Genomic DNA, 18,607 nt, shown 5'->3' on the forward strand with positions numbered 1-18,607 from the left:
AAACACTGAGACGGGGAACATCCTTCTGTGCATGCAGCGCAGGGGATAATCTTTTTCAAATGGAGGGTGGATGGAGCAGGCATAATAAAACGCGCCTCTGGGTATGCAGGTACCTGAGGCGGGTTGATGCGTGCTTGGCAAGTTGTCGATGGTTTTGGAGCGGTCTGCTAGTAAGCGATGCCTACGCGGGCTTGGACGTAGGTGAGATCGTTGATTTGACGATAGACGAAGGCCCCTGTGTCAGCAAAGGAAATCCAGGTTCCGTTTTCAGGCAAATAATCGCGTTGCACCCGAACAGGTGCCGGCGATGGCTCTTCTTTCAAAGCAGTTGGACACACGATCGTCCATGCCAACGCTGTTTGGGAAAGAAGTTGATAGGCGCGGTGGTGTTCCTCGGCGGCGGAGGTGATGCGGCGCCTGGATTCGGATGATTGGTAACGCAACAGGGCGGGGTCGACTCGGCTTTGCAGAATGCCGGCCGTTCCCACTGTGATAATCCGGTTGATGTGCTCCTGTTCCATGGCTGGCACGAGCGCGCGCACGCTGTCGGTCAGGGTGGTTGTCCCGTCTGTGCCAAGGGCGCTGATGACCACCTCTGCCCCAGCGACGGCTCGGCTAATGTCTTCCGGACGCCGTGCATTCCCATGCAGGAGGGTCAGGTTTGGGTGTGAGCAAGGGATGCGATCCGGATTGCGTACGAGGGCGGTGACATGATGTCCGTCTTGCAAGGCGAGGCGAAGCACATGCCCACCTACTCGCCCGGTAGCGCCCAATAGTAACAAGTTCATGGTAATAGTCCTCTCATTGGTTGATTGTCAAGGCGTTGGGTCAGTATTTGTTGCACCTTGTCCATGGGGTCTGTCAACGTTTGATGATTGTCCACGTAAACGGCCTGGTTGGTGCCTTGATACTGCCATTCCATAGTGGTCATGTACGACTGCGTCGAACGAATGAGTTCAATATTCATGACCAAGTGCGTTTCATTCATATGAAAGTTTACCTTCAGCGCATCCAAATAACCGTGGTATTTGCCGATTGGTCGGAATTCGTATATTTGAGCGAAGGGTTGCGCTTTAAGGGTTGGGTCATATTCATTATAGATGCGATAAAGAATAAATTGGGCATCTTCGATTTGCTTTAGCAACTTCTGAACCAGCGGGTGGGGAAACACTTCAATTTTATCTGTGTCGCTAGGATCGATGGCGTGTTTGATATCCAGTCCCGTTTTCAAGTAGATGGGATAGCTTCCTGTCGACAGCGGGGTCGACAGTGGCAGTCTGATTTGGAATGGAATTTCTCTTTTCTCGTTTGGTTCGATGACAAACGGTTGAGCGAGTTGGTACTTTTCCAAGGTATGGGATGTTTTTTTGTCGTTTTTTAGATACTGAATGACAAGATAGAGATAGATATGATCGATTTGTTGGGGAACATTGCCCCCTTTGATCACGATTTTCCCTTTTACTTCTCCTCCGGCGCTGGCTTGGCTATCCGCCAATTGCGTGTCAACCGTTGCGGCACCAATTCCCAAACTGGCAAGCGGACGATATAAGACCATAGTTACTCCCCCATTCTCTGTTTCGTATCGTAGAAGGCTTAAAGCAACGCCTTTCGCATGTGCGGAGAAGCGGCACGTCCGGGCCTTGTCGCTTGCTTGCCAGCCCGATGAAAGGGTGAAGCCGCTCCCGTGTTCGCTTTTTGTTTCTTCATCATTTATTTACCCGTTTGTGAACAATTTTCTACATATATCTTAAAGGAGTTCTGGTTCTCCATTTTTCAGTTGCACAGGGATAGTTTACCATAATGGTTAATGAAAAAAGGAGATACAAATATTCTGTTATTTACATAGACAATAATTAGAATATTAAATAAAATAATAGTAATACCGCAAGTGTATGCTGGTAAGACCATGATGGGAGGCGGGAGCGTGCAGGAACTGGTAAGACCCTACCGTTCGTCGGACCGGGTGGAGAGGCAGCTGATCAAAGCGATTTTGGAGGCGGAATACCCGGCTGGCAGCCCCTTGCCGTCGGAACGGGAACTGGCGAATCGCCTTGGTGTGGGACGACCCATCGTCAGGGAAGTGATTCAGCGCTTGGAGCGGGATGGTTGGTTGGAGGTGCGTAAAGGGCAACCCGCTATTGTAAAGGATTTCTGGCAACACGGAACACTCAACACGCTTGTCAACATTGTACGCAATAGTGAGAAAATAACGGGTAAAGTCATCACCCACTTGCTGGAATTGCGAATCTCCCTGACTCCGGCATATGTCAGGGATGCAGTGGCGAATCAGCGCCCCAAAGTAGTTGCGCTTCTGTCCACATTGGAGCTGTTGGAAGATCATGCGGATGCGTTTGCGGCATTTGATTGGCATTTGCAGAAGAGTCTGGCCAGTCTGTCGCCCAATCCCATTTATGTGCTGATATTGAACAGCTTCGAGCAGGTGTACCTAAAGATGGCTCGCCTTTATTTTGCCGAGCCAGCGCGCCGGGAGGCATCGCGGCGTTATTATCACGATCTGCTGGAGGCGGCCTTGGCGCAAGAGGCGACGTCTGTGGAACAGCTGGTACGCGCAATGATGGCTCAAAGCTTAGAGGAATGGCAAAACGCCATGGCGGGGGAGAGACGATGAATGTGAAGACAGTGAAAGAGTTTTGGCTGTTTCCGGATATTTTGCTGATGGGTGTGCTCTTTGTGAGCGGCTTGATCGTGACAGCGCCGCAATTGACTTCGGTTAAAGGGTGGGGGCCATTGGGAATCGGGATGCTCACTTATGCGGCGAGCGAATATTTTATTCACCGCTTTCTTTTCCATCTGCCGCCCCCCAAACATCCAGTATTGTTGAAATGGCTCAAACGGCTTCATTATGACCATCATGCGGATCCTCATAAGCTGGATTTGTTGTTTCTACCTGCTTGGTACAGCTTGCCGTTGATCGCGATGGCCGCGGGGGTGGTCTATTCGATCACATCCAGTCTGTCGTGGACGGTGTCTTATGTGACAGGCGTGATCGGTTTTCTGCTTTATTATGAATGGTGTCACTATGTTGCTCATCGCCCTATCACGCCGCTCACTCCTTGGGGGCGGTGGATGAAAAAACTCCACTTGCGCCATCACTTCAAAAATGAGCATTACTGGTACGGGGTTACCAGCCCGGCGTTTGATTTGCTGTTAGGAACGTTTAAAAGCGAAAAGGAAGTGGGGCGAAGCGATACCGTCCGTGATCTGGAACACCATGCGCGGCAAAGGAAGGTGCAATCAGCACAGGGACGCATGGAACAGGAATAAGCCCGGGGAATTTATCAGCCAGGTTGCGGCGCTGAAGCTGGTTACTGCAGATGGACAGGTTCTCACTTGCTCACCGGACCGGCATCCTGAAGAGCTTCAAGCGACTCGGGTTTCATTGGGGGTGCTGGAAATTGTGGCTTGGATTGATCTGCAGGTGGTGCCGGTTCACTATTTGCGTTACCGGAGCGCCCGCATGCCCCTGCACCAGTGTTTGGAACAGCTGGATTATTACAACCAGACACATCCCCATTTTGAGTTTTTTTTGGTTTCCCCACACCGACAGGGTACATGTGAAAAATGGTTGGATCGGCCGGAGTCACTCCCGATGCCAGACCGGACTTGGTTCGCGTGGAAAACATGGGCCGATTTTTTAAGGGTTCGCGGGCGGGGTTGGGCCGCACGGGGTGTTTTTGAGTGATGTTGTGTGCACTTTATTTGGCTTACGGTGAAAAAGAAGAGGAGGAAAAGGTGATGCCATACAGTTGGTTAGGGGTTATCATGCTGTCCAGCTTGGCGTATCTGACGGTGTTGGCCAAGGGGTACCAGACGGGGAAATATGTGCTCAAGCCCGGTACGATGGGGCTGATCATCGCCATGGCGGTGGCTGGTTTGGATGGGGGAGATCGGGCGGGTTGGCTAATCCTGATCGGCTTATGCTGCTCCTTGATCGGGGATATTTGCCTGATGTTGCCGAAGGAGCGTTTTTTGGAGGGATTGGGTGCGTTCTTCTTGGCGCATCTTTGTTATGTGGCCGCGTTTTCCACGTTGGGAGATGCGCCACTGCCGAGAGGGTTGTTGGCCGCATTGGTGTGCGTAGGCGTAGGGTATATGTTGGTGTTGCGGGCGGGCGTCGTCCGGGAGGGAGGAACCCTCCTGTTGGTGGCGGTTGGATGCTACATCGCCGTGATCACTTGGATGTTGGCGATGGCGGTGCAGACCGGTTCCCCTCTCCTCATCACCGGTGCTGTCGCTTTTTACTTGTCGGATGCGGTATTGGCGTGGAATCGGTTTGTGCGTCCGTTCCCATGGGCGGAACTGGTGCTGATGGCGCTGTATTTTTTGGCGCAGGCGCTGTTGGCGCTAGCCGTATGGGGAGGATTGCAAACGGCCTAATGGGGAATATATTAATTCCATTCCGTTTATTTACAAATATGAAATAATTAATAATTATGGATAAACTCTTTTGTTTTAATATACAATTAATTAGAAGGACTATTTTCGTTGAAAGGAATGGTTTTCATGGTGAAAAAAGGGAAAGGGTTCACTTACGCATTGGTTACGGCGATGCTCTTGTCTGGGTTTTCATTTCCGTCCATAGCCGGAGCGGCCGTATCCGGCCATGTGTACTGGTCCGGTGCAGGCGTATTGCATCCGGGCGAGTCGATCCATTCCGGAAAAGTGTTTTTGCCAAAAGGAACCAAAGTACTCGAGATCACGCAAATCGCTTCCGGGCGGGATGGGGAAGATCCCTGGCAAGGTTCCTTTGAGATTAAGCTGTTAAACCGCCGAGGCCAAGTAGTGGATTCTTGTTTGGGAGACAACTACAACTTCCAAACCACGGGAGAGTGTTATTTGGAAGGAGTGAAAACAGGCATTCATGAGGTGCAAATCACTAATCTGTCATCACCGGAGATGAATGTCCTCTCTGCTAAGCTTCGTGACTGAATAGGGAGTGAACACGGCTCGGTTTCAGTGCCTTCCTAGAAGTTGTATACGCATACCCATAGAAAGAGGGGGAGGTCATTGGCCTCCCCTTTTTGCGCTTGTCCGTACAAGCCCCAGAATCGTCGGGCATGGTTCTATCTCTTGTGATCCACCGCTTTTTTGATCACTGCAATCCCCTTGTCGATCTCCTCCTCTGACAGCCCACCGAATCCCAACACGATTTGATGCTGGTGCCGGCCTTTTTGTAAGGCGTAATGTTCCACGGATTCCACAAACACCCCTGCTTGGTGAATGTCAGCGAGCAACTCGTCGGTGAACGCCAAGCCGGGGAACTCCGCCACCAGATGCATCCCCGCTTTGCTCCCCAAGATGTTGACTTGGGGGAAGTGGCGGGTAAGTGCTTTGATCAAATGATTGCGCTTTTTGTGATACACCTTTTTCATGTTGCGTATGTGGCGGTCCAAATGCCCTTTTTGATCCATCAAAGGCGAGTAACGATCCAAATATCATTTGTGCTTGCGGAACGGGGATACAAGTGGTGGCGGCAGGATCAGATATCCGATCCGGATTGCAGGGGACAGGATTTTGCTAAATGCGCCGACATAGATTACTCGTTCCGGGGCCATGCCTTGCAAAGAAGGCACCGGAGTTCCTTCAAAACAAAATTCGCTGTCTTAATCGTCTTCGACAATATAGGAGTCATGAAGCCGTGCGTATTCAATCAGCTTCACCCGCCGTTGAATGGACAAGGTGCAAAGAATTACTTATCAGGGGCGCCGATCACAAAAACCCGCCTTTTCCTGAGTGAAAGGGTGGGTTTTTGCAATGGGCTAAGGTACCACGCATGCAAAGAACTAGCCTAGATCCGTGGGCTTTATGAAACATTTACAAAACAATTTGATTTTTAGGTATTGTCATAGGCACTCGACTTCGTTATACTATTCGCATCCAGTAAACATTTGTCCATTGTATAGAGACATTCGGTTTGCGTAGTTTATTATTCTTCCACTTTGACAGAGGAGGTTCAAGATGCAACGGACATCAGTCAATGTCGGCTTGTTGGGGTTTGGAACAGTGGGAACAGGCGTGGTGCGGATTATTTCAGCCCATCAGGAAGACTTGGTCAAACAAACGGGAATGGGTGTGAACATCCATAAGATCCTCGTCCGCGATCGGGACAAGCCGCGGAGCGTTCCCGGCATGGAGCATCTTGTTACCGATCGGGCGGAAGAGATTTTGCAAGATCCCGCCATTGATGTGGTGATTGAGGTGATGGGGGGCATCCATCCGGCCAAAGAATACATCTGTGCAGCGTTGGAGCAAGGGAAACATGTCGTCACGGCTAATAAAGATCTGATGGCGCTTTATGGAGCGGAGATTTTAACTTTGGCCAAAGAGCGGGGGAGTGACGTTTTTTATGAAGCCAGTGTGGCTGGAGGCGTGCCGATTCTGCGGGCGCTGGAAGAGAGTTTCTCCTCTGACCGCATCACCAAAATCATGGGGATTGTCAATGGCACTACCAACTACATTTTGAGCAAGATGAGCCAAGATGGGGCCTCCTATGAGACGGTGCTGAAAGAGGCACAGGCTCTGGGATTCGCGGAGGCCGACCCCTCTTCCGATGTTGACGGGATCGATGCTGCGCGTAAAATGACCATTCTGTCCACATTGGGATTCCGGGTACCGGTGACGCTGGAAGAAGTGGATGTGAAAGGGATCCGCGGAGTGACCCAAGACGATATCGCATTTGGAAAAAAGCTGGGCTATGAAATTAAGCTGATGGGACTCGCTCAGCGTGACGATGACAAGATCGAAGTGAGTGTCGAGCCGACGATGGTTCATCACTCCCATCCCCTGGCTTCTGTCAATGGGGTGTTTAATGCCGTGTATGTGTATGGCGAAGCAGTAGGCGAAACGATGTTTTACGGACCAGGTGCGGGCGAATTGCCCACGGCTACTTCGGTCGTATCAGATTTAGTGATGGTGGTTAAAAATATGAAGCTACATGTGAATGGGCAGGGGATGGTTGCCCCATACAAAGAAAAACGGATGAAAGAAGAAACGGAAAAGTTGTCCAAATACTTTATGCGCATGGTGGTGACGGATCAGCGCGGGGTGCTGGCTCGTATCACCCAGTTATTTGCTGACAATAACATCTCTCTCGGCCAAGTGATCCAACAGCCGCTTCCAGAAAGTGAAGAAGCGGAAATTGTGTTGGTGACGCATGAGATTACCAAACATGATTTGCGGCAGGTTTTGCTGGCGTTGGCGGACATGGATGTGACGAAGGAGATAAAAAGTTGGTACCGGGTGGAGGGCGGCGACGAATAACCCTTAGCGCAATAAGAGGATTTAGTAACGTTTGAAGATCGTGCTCTGGTTGGTTCGCAAGAAGTAGCTCAACCGTGTCCAGGACGAGAGGAGAGAGTGAGGTCATACATCATATGTCTAAGTATCAAACGGTCAAGCAGATCTGCCGTGACATGGAATCGAGGCAGTGTGCAGAAGAAAGCGGGATAGGGTGTGTTACCCCATCCCGCTCTTTTTTTACCAATCCCGATCACATCCGGGGAACATGCCGGTAGAGATGGCGATGCGATTCCAGCTGTTGATGGTGTTAATCACCATGATGAGTGTTACGAACTGTGTCTCGTCGTAGTGAGCTCGAACTTGTTCATACAAATCATCAGGCACGCCAGCCTCGGAGATGTGCGTGACCGCTTCTGCCAAGGCCAGAGCCGCCCGTTCTGCTTCAGTGTACACAGGGGCCTCACGCCATACGGGGAGCAGGTCAATGCGCTCTTCCTCCACCCCCAATTTGCGCAAGTCTTTGGTATGCATGGCTACACAGTACGCGCAGCCGTTTAGTTGCGAAACGCGAAGCTTGATGAGTTCTATCAATGTTTTATCGAGCCCTGAGCTATTGATAAACTTTTCCAGCTGAAACATCGTTGCCAATGCACCGGGATTGGCTTGGCGGTAATTCATTCTCGTTTTCATCGTATCTCCTCCGTTTGTCCATAGATTGGGTACTGCATAGTAATAGACAACGGACAATGGGGAAATGTGACATTGCGGCGCCATAATTTTTTTATTTATTCCCGGGACGATATTGCAGGATGGCTGAGGTGCTACAATTTATCGGGATTGTTGACGAAAAAGATGTGCGTTGCTTGCGTCCCGTTCTCATGCGGGGAGAAGCTGATAGCCATGCTGACAGCTTGTTGTCCGTTCTTTATCAACAACAGCCCGGGTTGCCCATTCAAGGTCACTTGGTACAAAGTGCCATTGAAGGCTCCTTTTCTTGTGATGCCTTCCAAGAAGGCGCGGATGCGTTCGCGGCCGATGATCGGTTGAATGGCGGCACGAACTTTTCCGCCACCATCAGACAACAAGACGGCATGTTCGGTCAACAAGTCGATAAAGCGGTCAAACTTTCCGGTATGAACCGCTTGCTGAAATGCTTGCGCCAGTGCCTCGGCCTGAGCCGATTTATAAGAGGGGAGGTCGGAGGACGTTTGCAATTTGGTTTTAGCACGACTGTATATTTTGCGGCAATTGGCTTCTGATTTGCCCAAGACACGGGCGATTTCGGCATGAGTGTAACCAAGCGCTTCCCGTAACACGAACACAGCCCGTTCCACGGGGGAGAGCTGCTCCATCATCACCAGCAAGCCGTAGGCCATGGTTTCCTGCTGGATCACTTCCGTCACTGGGTCTGCGTGGTCGCCGGAGCTTTGCAGGGGTTCAGGTAACCATGGCCCTACATAGGTCTCCCTTTTATGGCGTGCGGATGTTAAGAAGTTCAAACAACGGTTGGTGACCAACTTGATGAGATAAGCTTGCGGATGGCGGATCAGTCCGATATCGTTGCGCTGGATGTTCACAAACACATCATGAACCAAATCTTCGGCGTCTGCGAGCGTGCCTACCATCCGGTAAGCGACTGAGATCAGCAAGGGTTTGTAAGTTTCATAGAGTGTTTCATATTCCATGTTGGGTTGCCACTTCCTTTGATCATGAACGTGTTCCAATCTCATCATATGCAATGGATGTGGGCGAACCAGAAGAGGTCTGTGAATCTTTCCGGAACATGTGGGTCCGGTGGGGCATCGGCCTGAATATAGAGTAAATGGTTGATTCACCCAGAGCGGAATAGGAAAGTGCCACATATATTTTTTCATGACAATTACACAATGCCAAAAGTGAGGGATAACATATGGATTTGTTGGATTTCTATCCGGATATGCTGAATGACGAAATGATGGGTGAATGGGAAGAGTTAGAAGCGATGTTGGAAGAGGAAGCCAATATTGATCAATATCAAAGCTGGTTCTGCCGCCAAAATCCTTGGCATCCGTCCTGCCGTCGCGATCGTCGTGACCGCCGTCGCTTCTGTCGTGAAAACCCTTGGCATCCATCCTGCCGCCGTGATCGTCGTGACCGCCGTCGCTTTTGTCGTGAAAACCCCTGGCATCCATCCTGTCGCCGCGAACATCGTGATCACCGCCGCTTCTGCCGTGAAAACCCTTGGCATCCGTCTTGTCGCTGGAGATAAATGATCCGCGCCGGAGTGTTGATTTCATCATCCCTATGCTGACCGAGAGGATGCTACGGCTCAAAATGGGTTTACGCGACTCACAGTTCCAATTGCCGATGTCGGTTTTCAGGCCGACCAAAACCACTGCCATCAGAACACCGATTTGGCTGAGTTCTTCGATTAGGGCGTGTCTGATATATAGGCCAGCGGTTCCTTAACCATTTTCTCATTCGCTTCCCTTGTGCATCGGTGCTCATCGAGAAAAGGTTTTTTCCACCGCTTCTTCTCACCAACTTGATTTGCTAGGCACACAATGGTGCAGAGTCTTCCTTCCAAGTGATTGCATGTATCCCCCATCCTTTATCGCAGTGCAACCAGAGCGCATAATAGCAGGCTTTGTCCATACCAGTTTTTTTATGTGAAATGGGTGCAGATCGTCGAAAAGCGTTAGCAGAAATAAGTTTATTCGTAGTAGCCGTGGGCATGATAAAACCCTTAAAAGCAACGGCGTGAATGCTTTTAAGGGTTTATTAGTTTTGCTGTTTAGTGTAGCAGAGTTAATGGGCTAGCACACCGTCAAAACCCAAGTTGTGTGCGACAACCTTCACTTTGTAGCTGCCTTTTACTTTTTCGTAATAGTGGACATACCGCTTTTTCCCGATGTCGGGGATGTCGGTCACATCATGTCTGGATTCGTACGCCAGCTTGCCGGTTTTGTCATAAAACTGAACAGCGATATATTTGCCGCCTGGCTGTTGTGGGAGGTCAGGGTTGTCAATCAAATAAAGCGTGCCGTCAATCCGGCTGTTTGGATTGCCAGTAAAACGGAGGAACTTGCCATCTGCAATCCAGACTGATTCATAATAAGCACTTATGTCTACTTGATTAAGGGTTTGCGTTTGCCGTTCGATACTTGTATTGCTTGCGAAAGCAAAGGCAACATTGGTATGGCACATGCCAGTTGAGAAAAGGATGGTTGCCGCTGTTGTGATTGCAAATGATTTCATTTTTCTATTCATAAGAATCTCCCCATTCGTTATGGTATGAAGCCATGTTTTTTCATCGATGGTTTTGCATGTATTTTCTTTTTGTCTGGGGCGTGTCTGGCAAATTAAGTTGATGAGGAAGAAGTGGCGGAAAAACCTTTTCTCGATGAGCGCCTCGTCACGTGTGAAGCGAATGAGAAAATGGTTATGGATCCGCTGACCTATTCATCAGACACACCCTAGTGATGCATTGGTTCGTTTGCTGATTTCTTCCAAGCAAGCCCTCCTAGCCGTGTTATGTGCGCGGCAACGAATGCTCATTGGGAAAAGGATGTTCCATTTGCTGATGATTTGTGAAATCACTCGTTGGTTTTTTCACCAGAATCGATCAAGATAGTGAGCCGATGAAAAATGGCACTCCTCTAATAGAAAGGCAAAGTCGTGTTTAATGGTGGTTAGGCAAGGAAGGATAGGGCGGAGCGAAATCAAATAAATTCAATTGGGTTGGCATGGATGTTGAAAAGTTCATATGTGGGTTGAGTGATGAAAGTAGGTAGGGATTAGATAAGACTTCTTCGGCGGAGACTTCCAGCCAAGAGGGATGTTTGATGTGCCGGATTCGGGGCTTATCCCGGATTTCGATGTGCAAGATGGGATAACCGTGCCGATCAAGCAGAGACAGGTGGGAGTGGAGCGTCCGTTTGGGGTAGATGCGAATACTGTGATTCAGTTTGATTTGATGAATCTCTTCCCGTGGGAGTTCGTAACGTTTTTCGCAGAAGGGTTGCACTTCTACCGGATCACCGTTTCCCTTTATCCAACGGGTCAACACCCAATGGAGAACATGTTTGGCCAGGACGACTGACGAATGCTCCAGTTTGCACTTGGCTTTGGTCGTGTGCGCGAAATAGGGGTTTTGCAATTTGCTTAAGCGCAGGCTCAATGCGTTATTGCATTCAGGGCACCGATGCAGGTTACCACGTACTGCTTCTTCGGGCGAGATGACTTGCCCATCGGGGGCCAGCGCACACGGGACGAGTTTATATCGTTTCCGATGTTTGGCTCGAATTGGCATATCCCTTCCTCCTTTCAAATTTTATCATACTATTTGTAAATATTATACACCTAACGTCGGGATGAATAAAAGGAGAAAGGCATATTTCGTTGCTATAGACATGACATTGCAAATGGTATATTGCTGGAATTCAAACTTATATTTTTATTTGAAATGTAAATTTGTTTGCTACGCAGACTTTTATGATTAAAGATCGACATGTGCCCGGCTGATATGAAAGCGTTTATCACGGGTGTCCAATCCTATTTTCAATGTAAGCCCTAGTCCAGATCGTGTCACAAGTCAGAAATGAAATAAATTGGTAACAAATTAATGGAAAAAGATGGATGATATATTGGGATGATGAAGAATTTATCTGTATTAACGGAATTTGAGGTGAGTTGACCAATGTCATTGCAATTAGTGGAGAACAAACAAATGAATGGGTCGTCGAATGGGATTGATACAAGCAAAACGTATAAATTGGTCCCTGGAAACAATGGCCAAAGGCCGTTGACTTTTGAAAGAATGTCTGGCTGGGAGCAAGCGGTGTTGCTGAATTACGCGTCTGATCCATTGGGTGGGACGCCGATCAGGCTTCATCGGTTTGATGATACCAGATATCGCATCCAAGCGCTAATGTTGGATAAGGAAGAGTCGGTGACTTGGGTCAGGGGGCTGAAGCGTTGGTTGGTTCTTGACAAGGAACGGGAGTCAACGGTTTGGCACTTTGAGCAGAAAGGGGACAATCTGTACGTCATTTCAGGTTGCTTGGGCTATTGGAATTGGCTCCAACCACCCCATTCGCACAGAAAGTGGGTTCATTTGTCGACAGAGCCGTTGACATGGCACTTGGTGCCGATCAGCTGAAGGAGCCAGCTAGTCGGGATACTGGTGCCTGGGAACAATCGAAGAAAACAAAAGTAAAAGAACGGTCATTGCGACGGTTCTTTTACTTTTGTTAGTTCATATGAAATGTTGCTCCCTTTAAGATCGGATGACGTTTCTTTTGTCGATCGCTCAAGAAGAGAAAGGAGGGGAATCCTCTTCGTAATCTTGGGTTTGACTGTTTTCTGATCGGCTTTTACATGGGTCGATCAGATACAGGCCATTTGCCAATCATCGTCAAATTGGACGGAGCATCTGTTGATGTTGGTTCCATTTAATTGGATTGGCGGCACCGACTTTGCCAGATGCTCCTACCCTTATGAAGATGTTTTTTGTAGTAATAATTGAATAATAATATTATTTCATCGTCTCCTATCTTCATCACATCTACATAACCGGTCTTTATGATAATTGTTAGATATGATGAGGGTAGGTGAAACATAATGAAAAAAATAATTAACAAATGGACTTTATTGAGCATCGCAGCTCTACTTGTTGCGGGTATTATCGTCTCGGTGTTTATATACAACTCGAAAACTAAAGTAACCACCGAAAATAAAGAAGGTGGACAGTTTGCAACTGCTAAAGTCTCTAAGGATCAACAAGGCCGTACTTTAAAACAATTTACCGTTGTAGCTAAAGAGACAAAATGGTTGCTTGACTCTGATATTGAGGTAAATGCTTTGGCTTACGATGGAACAGTTCCCGGCAAGACCATTCAGGTTAAACAAGGGGATCGGGTACAAATTAAGCTAAAAAACGAGATGAGAGAGCCCGTTTCGATCCACTGGCATGGCTACCCGGTTCCAAATGCAATGGACGGCGTTCCTGATATTACTCAAGATCCGGTGGCACCTGGAAAAAGCTTTATGTACGACTTTGTTGCTACCGTTCCCGGAACCTATTTTTATCATTCCCACTTTGACAGTTCAAATCAGATGGATCGTGGCCTTTACGGAGCGTTCATTGTTTTGCCAAAACAAGAGACCCCCAAATATGACCGTGAATATGTTCTTACCTTGGATGAGTGGATGATAGATAAAGAGACCGGTAGAGAAATGAACATGGAGGGTTCAGCAAATATGGATCACTCCAATATGGATCATTCCAATATGGATCACGATGAAATGATGAATAAAATGTATAACGTGTACACGGTAAACGGTAAAACCGGTTCATCTGTTAAACCAATCATAGTGAAAAAAGGAGAACGCGTACGCATCCGCTTTATTAATGCCGGCTTTCAAACTCACAAAATCCATCTTCAAGATCAAGAGTTCCAGGTGATTGCCAGTGACGGGAATAATATAAAAAATCCGGCTGTTATTAAAAATCGAATCATTGCCATCGGGGCTTCGGAAAGGTATGACATCAGCTTTATTGCAGGAGAGAACAGTTTTGCCATTGATCTTCATGACGGAACTGCCGGGGCAAAAACACTTTTGATTCCGGTACAAGTGGAAGGAGACAACAAAGCCGTATTCAAATCCGACCAGTCTCAGTTACCAACATGGGATATGGTAAATTATAACAAGGACTCAACCTATCAATCGGGGGATTTTCAATCTTCTTATATACTTCGCTTAAATACCAAAATGGAAAATGGGGAGCAAGTTTACACGATTAATGGCAAGACTTGGCCCAATACAGATCAGATTCCAGTAAAATCCGGAGAAAAAGTCAAGATTAAGCTGATTAACGAGGGCAAATCGGATCACCCGATGCATCTCCATGGTCATACATTCCAAGTACTGACTAAAAACGGTAAGTCTGTTTCTGAGAACATCAAAAAAGATACCCTCGTTGTGAAACCGGGTGAAACCTATGAAATTGGCTTTACAGCCAACAATCCCGGACACTGGATGTTCCACTGCCATGATCTTCATCACGCCGCGGCAGGAATGATGACCGACGTTAAATACAGTGATTATCAAGCAAAATATCAACCTAATCGAAATAAGGCACATGAATAAGATGAAATGCTGAATCTTTCAGGCGACCTAATCTCTATAGGTCGCCTTTTATCAGGAATTTGTTGAAAGAAGCATTTTAGAAAGCGGCGCCAAGCGGGTTGTTGCCAGGAATATAAAATAATGCAATTAATTCTTACGAAATGGATTGACCTGATAATGATTATCATTTAGTATTGTTATTGAAAATCATTATCATCTCAGAAAGGGTGAGACACATGCCCGTCTCCATCCATAAACAGGATGAGAACAAGGCTCTCCCTTCGTCAATCATCGAGTGCGTGGGGAATACGCCGTTGGTTAGTTTGCGGCGGTTGTTTGCGGGAACCGGTGTGGAGGTATTTGCCAAACTGGAATACATGAACCCGGGAGGTAGTATGAAAGACCGTCCCGCCCGCTTCATGATTGAACAAGGGTTGCGCGACGGCACCATCACCGCCGATTCGCACATCATCGAAAGTAGTTCCGGCAATCTGGGTGTGGCAATCGCGATGGTGGCTCGCGTGTACGGTTTGCCATTTACTTGTGTCGTCGATCCCAAAACGGCGCCAAGCAATCTCAAAATCTTAAGTCAGTTGGGCGCCAAGATCGAGATGGTGACAGAAGCTGATGATCAGGGCGGTTATCTCAAGACGCGAATTCGTCGCGTGCAAGAGTTGTTACATAGTATTCCGAATGCAGTATGGATGAATCAGTATGCCAATGAGCGGAATTGGCAGGCTCATTATTATGGAACGGGGAGCGAGATGGCAAAACAGCTGCCTCAAGCGCCGGACTGCCTGATTGCGGCGGTGAGTACGAGCGGCAGCATCTTGGGGTGCGCTAGACGGCTGAGAGAAACGTATCCCGATGTCAAAGTGATCGCCGTGGACGCAGTTGGTTCTGTCATCTTCGGTACACCACCCAAGCGCCGCGAGTTACCGGGTATCGGCTCCAGTCGTGTTCCCGAGATCCTGGTCAGGGAAGAAATTGACGATGTGATCCATGTCAATGACCGGGAGTCGGTCGAGGGGTGCCGGGACTTGTTGTACCATGAAGGGATTTTTGCAGGGGGATCTTCTGGTTCGGTAATCGCCGCGATCAAGAAGTTGATTCCCACTGTACCCAAACCATTTCGCATCTGTACAATTTTGCCCGACCGGGGAGACCGGTATCTGGACATGGTGTATGACGAGGACTGGGTAGACCGTTTGCCAACTACTTAAACCAATCATAAACATAAGAGGTGTTTCAACATGACACAAACGCAACAACCTGAACTGCTGTATCTGTCCAAGCGAGACATTGTGGAGCTGGGCGGAGATCATTCCAATCTGTATGTAGCGGCGATTGAACGGGCGCTCACCCTGCATGCGGAAAAGAACTTTGTGCAACCGCTAAAGCCATATCTTCGCTCGCAGGGCGCGGATGGGCATATCGCCGACCGCATCATCGCTATGCCGGCGCACATCGGAAATCCGGGCATTTCAGGGTTGAAGTGGGTCGGAAGCAAGCACGACAACCCCAAAAAACGGGGCTTGGAACGGGCCAGTGCGTTGGTGATTCTCAATGATCCCGAAACCAACTACCCCGTCGCTGTGATGGAAGGAAGCCTGATCAGCGGGATGAGAACGGCGGCTGTGACAGTGGTCGCTTCCAAACATTTGGCCAAGCCAGGCTTTACCCATGTGACGAGCATTGGATGCGGTGTTATCGCAAAAATGCAATTGTTCTCGATGATCGAACAGTTCCCCCAAATCAAAACCATCCATCTTTATGATGTATTCCCAGAGGCCGCGGTGAAATTGTCCAAGGCGATTCGGCAGAAAGCCCCGGAAGTGGAAGTCGAATGTTGCGACACGGTAGAAGCGGCGGTTAAGCAAGGGGAAGTAGTAATTACTTGTACTGTGGCGGACAAGCCTTATATTCCGTACGCTTGGATTCAAAAAGGGGCGTTTATCAGCAACGTCTCCATCATGGATGTGCATAAAGAAGTATATTTGCAAGCGGACAAAGTGGTTGTGGACGATTGGGAGCAAAGCAATCGCGAGAAAAAAGTGATCAATCAGCTCGTGTTGGAAGGGCGCTTCTCGCGTGAGCAGTTGCATGCAGAATTGGGTGAAATCGTGGTGGGGAGAAAACCCGGACGGGAGCGCGACGATGAGATCATCCTGCTCAATCCGATGGGGATGGCCATTGAGGATATCGCCTGCGCGGAACAAATTTATCGTGAGGCAGTCAAAAAGCAGATCGGTACCAAATTGAGCCTTTACTAGACGCTCATCAAAGAGAGATTTCTCGCCGTTTCCCCGGTTGACGAGTGGATTTGAACGCGACCGGGGATGTTTTTAGGAGAGCAAACGAAACGACAACATGATTGGACGGGAAAGGACGTAGAGGCAATGAAGCTTTCAGATAACCCCCATGCTACACAAAAAGCCGATGCCGAGGAACAAGTGTTTACCGACTTGGTAAATGCCCTGATCTATGAGGATTTCATGGGGATGAGGAGTCGAAGCATGCTACTTCGCGATCCACAGGAATTACTGGCTCAGACGGGTATGACTTTAGCTGAAGCGGAGAGTTTGCTTGCGTTTCCGCTTCGGGATGGCCGAACCTTGCATTTTCGCGTAATTCCAGACAGCCGTTTTCAATCTTACCGTTTCAGCCGTCCCCCGATTCTGTTGGCGGGGGCGGAAGAAGGGGAAACCAGGTTTCGCCCGCTAGAAATGGATGAATACGTGCGGTTGTTGGCCGAGGAGGCGGAGGCTGGTCCCTTCCCCAATCTGGCTGGATTTTGTGACGAGTTGAAATTGGCAGTTGAGCAGACCATCCTTTCTTCACAAGCTTCGACGGCACTGGAGATCACGAGGGGTGTCGTGAGCTTGCGGGAGTCTGAACGTTACGCTTCTTTGCGGGATCGCCCTTTCCACCCTACTTCCCGAGTGAAAAACGGGTGGGACAAAGACGATTATTCCCTGTATGGGTCGGAGTTTGGTCAGGTGTTCGGATTGGACTGGGTCGCTGTTCGCAACGATCGGGTGCGCTGGGGGGATAGAGGAAAATCCCCGCTTTACACTGAGCTGTTGTCCGGTGAGGATCAAGAGCGTTTGCTTCGTTCCCTCCAAGCGAAAGGCTTGTCACCCACGGATTATTGTCTGATGCCTGTTCACCCTTGGCAGATGAAGCATGTGCTTCCTCGCGTGTTTGAACAGGAGCTGGCGGAGCAGGTTATCATTCCAGTGGCGTCCGGACTGGGGCAGTTTACGCCGAGTTCTTCGGTGCGTAGCTTGATTCCGCTACACAATCCGACTGTGCACGTCAAAGTGCCGTTAGGTGTGTATGCGTTGGGTGCCATTCGGATCATGCCGCCGCGCTATTTGGAAAACGGGGTGAAAGGGCAGAAAATGGTGGAGCGGCTTTGCGCGGGCGAGGCGCAAGCGACTCCTTCCATCGCTGTCTGCGATGAGGAAAGCTGGGTGGCATACACCGCCCCCGGTGAAGATCCGTTTGCTGACAAGCCGGGTCATCTCGGCTGTTTGGTGCGGCGATATCCGCAAACGATGCTGGAAGCGGATGTGGTTTGTCCGATGTCTGCACTTGCGGTATTTACGGAGCGGAGAGAGGCTCCTCTGATCGAGCATTTATTGCGCCAACGGCAGGAGACGGACGGACGAGCCTTGTTCCGTGACATTTGTCAAGCGTTTATCGGGCGTGCAGTGTGGTTTGCCAAGGTGGGCATCTTGCCGGAGATGCACGGACAAAATGTCGTGTTCCTGTTTGAACAGGGACAGCTTAAGCAACTGTTGTTGCGGGATCATGATACGGTACGCGTCTATCCCGAATGGATGGAGCGCGCCGGCCTGCCGCCTGTTCCATACACGGTGAAACCCAACACGCGAAACACGCTGATCCTGGGTACAGCGGCCGACTTTTTATCCTATTTGCAGACGTTAGGCATCCAAGTAAATCTGGCGTCGATCCTGCAGGCATTCGCCGCGTGCGGATGGCTGTCTGAGGATGAAGGGTGGCTCATGATCCGGCAGGAATTGGAGCGGGCTATCAAACAGGAAGCGCCGGCCGGGGTGATGACGGAGATGGCTGAGGTGTTGTTGGAAGCCGAACATTGGCCGGTCAAGGAGATTATCGCTCCCCTGTTGCGCCGGAAGGGCACCGGCGGCGGAAGTATGCCGTCAGGCCAAGGAAGCATTGCCAACCCATTGCGGTGGGAGGGGTGATG

The 18,607-nt window shown here is 49.3% G+C and carries 20 protein-coding genes; 12 read left to right on the forward strand and 8 right to left on the reverse strand.

Translation table 11 applies throughout. The features are described from left to right. Positions 1 to 167 precede the first annotated feature (167 nt). Positions 168 to 788, reverse strand: a complete 621-nt coding sequence (locus EDC32_RS01640) for an NAD(P)-dependent oxidoreductase (RefSeq protein ID WP_132219766.1) — start codon at positions 786 to 788, stop codon at positions 168 to 170. Beyond that, positions 785 to 1,555 (reverse strand): sporulation protein, encoded by a 771-nt coding sequence (locus tag EDC32_RS01645; RefSeq protein WP_132219767.1) that lies wholly within the window; start codon positions 1,553 to 1,555, stop codon positions 785 to 787. The genes EDC32_RS01640 and EDC32_RS01645 overlap by 4 nt, the downstream gene beginning before the upstream one ends. A gap of 369 nt (positions 1,556 to 1,924) precedes the next feature. On the opposite strand from EDC32_RS01645, the gene fadR reads away from it, so the two are divergent. The 5 genes from fadR to EDC32_RS01670 all read left to right on the forward strand — a co-directional run bounded on the left by fadR (position 1,925) and on the right by EDC32_RS01670 (position 4,950). Then, complete coding sequence (gene fadR, locus EDC32_RS01650) at positions 1,925 to 2,629, forward strand: fatty acid metabolism transcriptional regulator FadR (protein WP_375163174.1); 705 nt, start codon at positions 1,925 to 1,927, stop codon at positions 2,627 to 2,629. After that, positions 2,626 to 3,285 (forward strand): sterol desaturase family protein, encoded by a 660-nt coding sequence (locus tag EDC32_RS01655; RefSeq protein WP_132219768.1) that lies wholly within the window; start codon positions 2,626 to 2,628, stop codon positions 3,283 to 3,285. The genes fadR and EDC32_RS01655 overlap by 4 nt, the downstream gene beginning before the upstream one ends. Positions 3,286 to 3,418: 133 nt before the next feature. Then, positions 3,419 to 3,703, forward strand: coding sequence for a hypothetical protein (locus EDC32_RS01660; RefSeq protein ID WP_132219769.1), 285 nt, complete (start codon positions 3,419 to 3,421; stop codon positions 3,701 to 3,703). A 53-nt stretch (positions 3,704 to 3,756) separates the two neighbouring features. Next, positions 3,757 to 4,398 (forward strand): lysoplasmalogenase, encoded by a 642-nt coding sequence (locus tag EDC32_RS01665; protein WP_158283182.1) that lies wholly within the window; start codon positions 3,757 to 3,759, stop codon positions 4,396 to 4,398. A gap of 126 nt (positions 4,399 to 4,524) precedes the next feature. Continuing rightward, a complete protein-coding gene (locus EDC32_RS01670; protein WP_132219771.1) occupies positions 4,525 to 4,950 on the forward strand; it encodes a hypothetical protein in 426 nt (141 codons plus the stop codon). 134 nt (positions 4,951 to 5,084) lie between these two features. Here EDC32_RS01670 and EDC32_RS01675 read toward each other — a convergent pair whose 3' ends face one another. Next, on the reverse strand, positions 5,085 to 5,435 hold the full coding sequence (locus EDC32_RS01675; RefSeq protein ID WP_132219772.1) for an aminotransferase-like domain-containing protein: 351 nt from the start codon (positions 5,433 to 5,435) through the stop codon (positions 5,085 to 5,087). Positions 5,436 to 5,456: 21 nt separating this feature from the next. After that, complete coding sequence (locus tag EDC32_RS16195) at positions 5,457 to 5,594, reverse strand: hypothetical protein (protein WP_158283183.1); 138 nt, start codon at positions 5,592 to 5,594, stop codon at positions 5,457 to 5,459. A 385-nt stretch (positions 5,595 to 5,979) separates the two neighbouring features. Here EDC32_RS16195 and EDC32_RS01680 point away from each other — a divergent pair, with 385 nt between their 5' ends. Further along, complete coding sequence (locus EDC32_RS01680) at positions 5,980 to 7,281, forward strand: homoserine dehydrogenase (protein ID WP_132219773.1); 1,302 nt, start codon at positions 5,980 to 5,982, stop codon at positions 7,279 to 7,281. A gap of 216 nt (positions 7,282 to 7,497) precedes the next feature. Here EDC32_RS01680 and EDC32_RS01685 read toward each other — a convergent pair whose 3' ends face one another. Next, on the reverse strand, positions 7,498 to 7,950 hold the full coding sequence (locus tag EDC32_RS01685; RefSeq protein ID WP_132219774.1) for a carboxymuconolactone decarboxylase family protein: 453 nt from the start codon (positions 7,948 to 7,950) through the stop codon (positions 7,498 to 7,500). A gap of 131 nt (positions 7,951 to 8,081) precedes the next feature. Beyond that, the gene (sigJ, locus tag EDC32_RS01690) at positions 8,082 to 8,945 is read right to left on the reverse strand and encodes an RNA polymerase sigma factor SigJ (RefSeq protein ID WP_132219775.1); all 864 of its coding nucleotides are present in this window, start codon (positions 8,943 to 8,945) and stop codon (positions 8,082 to 8,084) included. A 318-nt stretch (positions 8,946 to 9,263) separates the two neighbouring features. Here sigJ and EDC32_RS01695 point away from each other — a divergent pair, with 318 nt between their 5' ends. Then, a complete protein-coding gene (locus EDC32_RS01695) occupies positions 9,264 to 9,512 on the forward strand; it encodes a hypothetical protein (RefSeq protein ID WP_132219776.1) in 249 nt (82 codons plus the stop codon). A 535-nt stretch (positions 9,513 to 10,047) separates the two neighbouring features. Here the strand turns inward: EDC32_RS01695 and EDC32_RS01700 are convergent. Next, positions 10,048 to 10,509, reverse strand: a complete 462-nt coding sequence (locus EDC32_RS01700; RefSeq protein WP_132219777.1) for a hypothetical protein — start codon at positions 10,507 to 10,509, stop codon at positions 10,048 to 10,050. Between the two features lie 412 nt (positions 10,510 to 10,921). Continuing rightward, positions 10,922 to 11,551: a competence protein CoiA family protein gene (locus tag EDC32_RS01705; RefSeq protein WP_132219778.1), complete on the reverse strand. Its 630-nt coding sequence runs from the start codon at positions 11,549 to 11,551 to the stop codon at positions 10,922 to 10,924. Between the two features lie 387 nt (positions 11,552 to 11,938). Here EDC32_RS01705 and EDC32_RS01710 point away from each other — a divergent pair, with 387 nt between their 5' ends. The 5 genes from EDC32_RS01710 to EDC32_RS01730 all read left to right on the forward strand — a co-directional run bounded on the left by EDC32_RS01710 (position 11,939) and on the right by EDC32_RS01730 (position 18,605). Beyond that, a complete protein-coding gene (locus tag EDC32_RS01710) occupies positions 11,939 to 12,400 on the forward strand; it encodes a hypothetical protein (protein WP_132219779.1) in 462 nt (153 codons plus the stop codon). A 461-nt stretch (positions 12,401 to 12,861) separates the two neighbouring features. Further along, positions 12,862 to 14,391, forward strand: a complete 1,530-nt coding sequence (locus tag EDC32_RS01715) for a multicopper oxidase family protein (RefSeq protein ID WP_132219780.1) — start codon at positions 12,862 to 12,864, stop codon at positions 14,389 to 14,391. A 215-nt stretch (positions 14,392 to 14,606) separates the two neighbouring features. Further along, positions 14,607 to 15,593 carry a 2,3-diaminopropionate biosynthesis protein SbnA gene (gene sbnA, locus EDC32_RS01720; protein WP_132219781.1) on the forward strand — a complete coding sequence of 329 codons (987 nt, stop codon included), beginning with the start codon at positions 14,607 to 14,609 and terminating at the stop codon, positions 15,591 to 15,593. Between the two features lie 30 nt (positions 15,594 to 15,623). Beyond that, positions 15,624 to 16,643: a 2,3-diaminopropionate biosynthesis protein SbnB gene (gene sbnB / locus EDC32_RS01725; protein WP_132219782.1), complete on the forward strand. Its 1,020-nt coding sequence runs from the start codon at positions 15,624 to 15,626 to the stop codon at positions 16,641 to 16,643. Between the two features lie 126 nt (positions 16,644 to 16,769). Beyond that, entirely contained in the window at positions 16,770 to 18,605 is a 1,836-nt protein-coding gene (locus EDC32_RS01730; RefSeq protein ID WP_158283184.1) for an IucA/IucC family protein, read from the forward strand. The last annotated feature ends 2 nt before the right edge of the window (positions 18,606 to 18,607 follow it).

The organism is Laceyella sacchari (assembly GCF_004343255.1).
Classification (GTDB): domain Bacteria; phylum Bacillota; class Bacilli; order Thermoactinomycetales; family Thermoactinomycetaceae; genus Laceyella; species Laceyella sacchari.

Bases quoted from the DNA above. Each gene is read 5' to 3' on its own strand.
- EDC32_RS01640 (WP_132219766.1), bottom strand. From the start codon at position 788: ATGAACTTGTTACTATTGGGCGCTACCGGGCGAGTAGGTGGGCATGTG.
- EDC32_RS01665 (WP_158283182.1), top strand. From the start codon at position 3,757: ATGCCATACAGTTGGTTAGGGGTTATCATGCTGTCCAGCTTGGCGTAT.
- sbnB (WP_132219782.1), top strand. From the start codon at position 15,624: ATGACACAAACGCAACAACCTGAACTGCTGTATCTGTCCAAGCGAGAC.
- EDC32_RS01710 (WP_132219779.1), top strand. From the start codon at position 11,939: ATGTCATTGCAATTAGTGGAGAACAAACAAATGAATGGGTCGTCGAAT.
- EDC32_RS01715 (WP_132219780.1), top strand. From the start codon at position 12,862: ATGAAAAAAATAATTAACAAATGGACTTTATTGAGCATCGCAGCTCTA.
- EDC32_RS01705 (WP_132219778.1), bottom strand. From the start codon at position 11,551: ATGCCAATTCGAGCCAAACATCGGAAACGATATAAACTCGTCCCGTGT.
- EDC32_RS01645 (WP_132219767.1), bottom strand. From the start codon at position 1,555: ATGGTCTTATATCGTCCGCTTGCCAGTTTGGGAATTGGTGCCGCAACG.
- EDC32_RS01680 (WP_132219773.1), top strand. From the start codon at position 5,980: ATGCAACGGACATCAGTCAATGTCGGCTTGTTGGGGTTTGGAACAGTG.
- EDC32_RS01670 (WP_132219771.1), top strand. From the start codon at position 4,525: ATGGTGAAAAAAGGGAAAGGGTTCACTTACGCATTGGTTACGGCGATG.
- EDC32_RS01730 (WP_158283184.1), top strand. From the start codon at position 16,770: ATGAAGCTTTCAGATAACCCCCATGCTACACAAAAAGCCGATGCCGAG.
- EDC32_RS01655 (WP_132219768.1), top strand. From the start codon at position 2,626: ATGAATGTGAAGACAGTGAAAGAGTTTTGGCTGTTTCCGGATATTTTG.
- sigJ (WP_132219775.1), bottom strand. From the start codon at position 8,945: ATGGAATATGAAACACTCTATGAAACTTACAAACCCTTGCTGATCTCA.
- EDC32_RS01685 (WP_132219774.1), bottom strand. From the start codon at position 7,950: ATGAAAACGAGAATGAATTACCGCCAAGCCAATCCCGGTGCATTGGCA.
- EDC32_RS01700 (WP_132219777.1), bottom strand. From the start codon at position 10,509: ATGAATAGAAAAATGAAATCATTTGCAATCACAACAGCGGCAACCATC.
- sbnA (WP_132219781.1), top strand. From the start codon at position 14,607: ATGCCCGTCTCCATCCATAAACAGGATGAGAACAAGGCTCTCCCTTCG.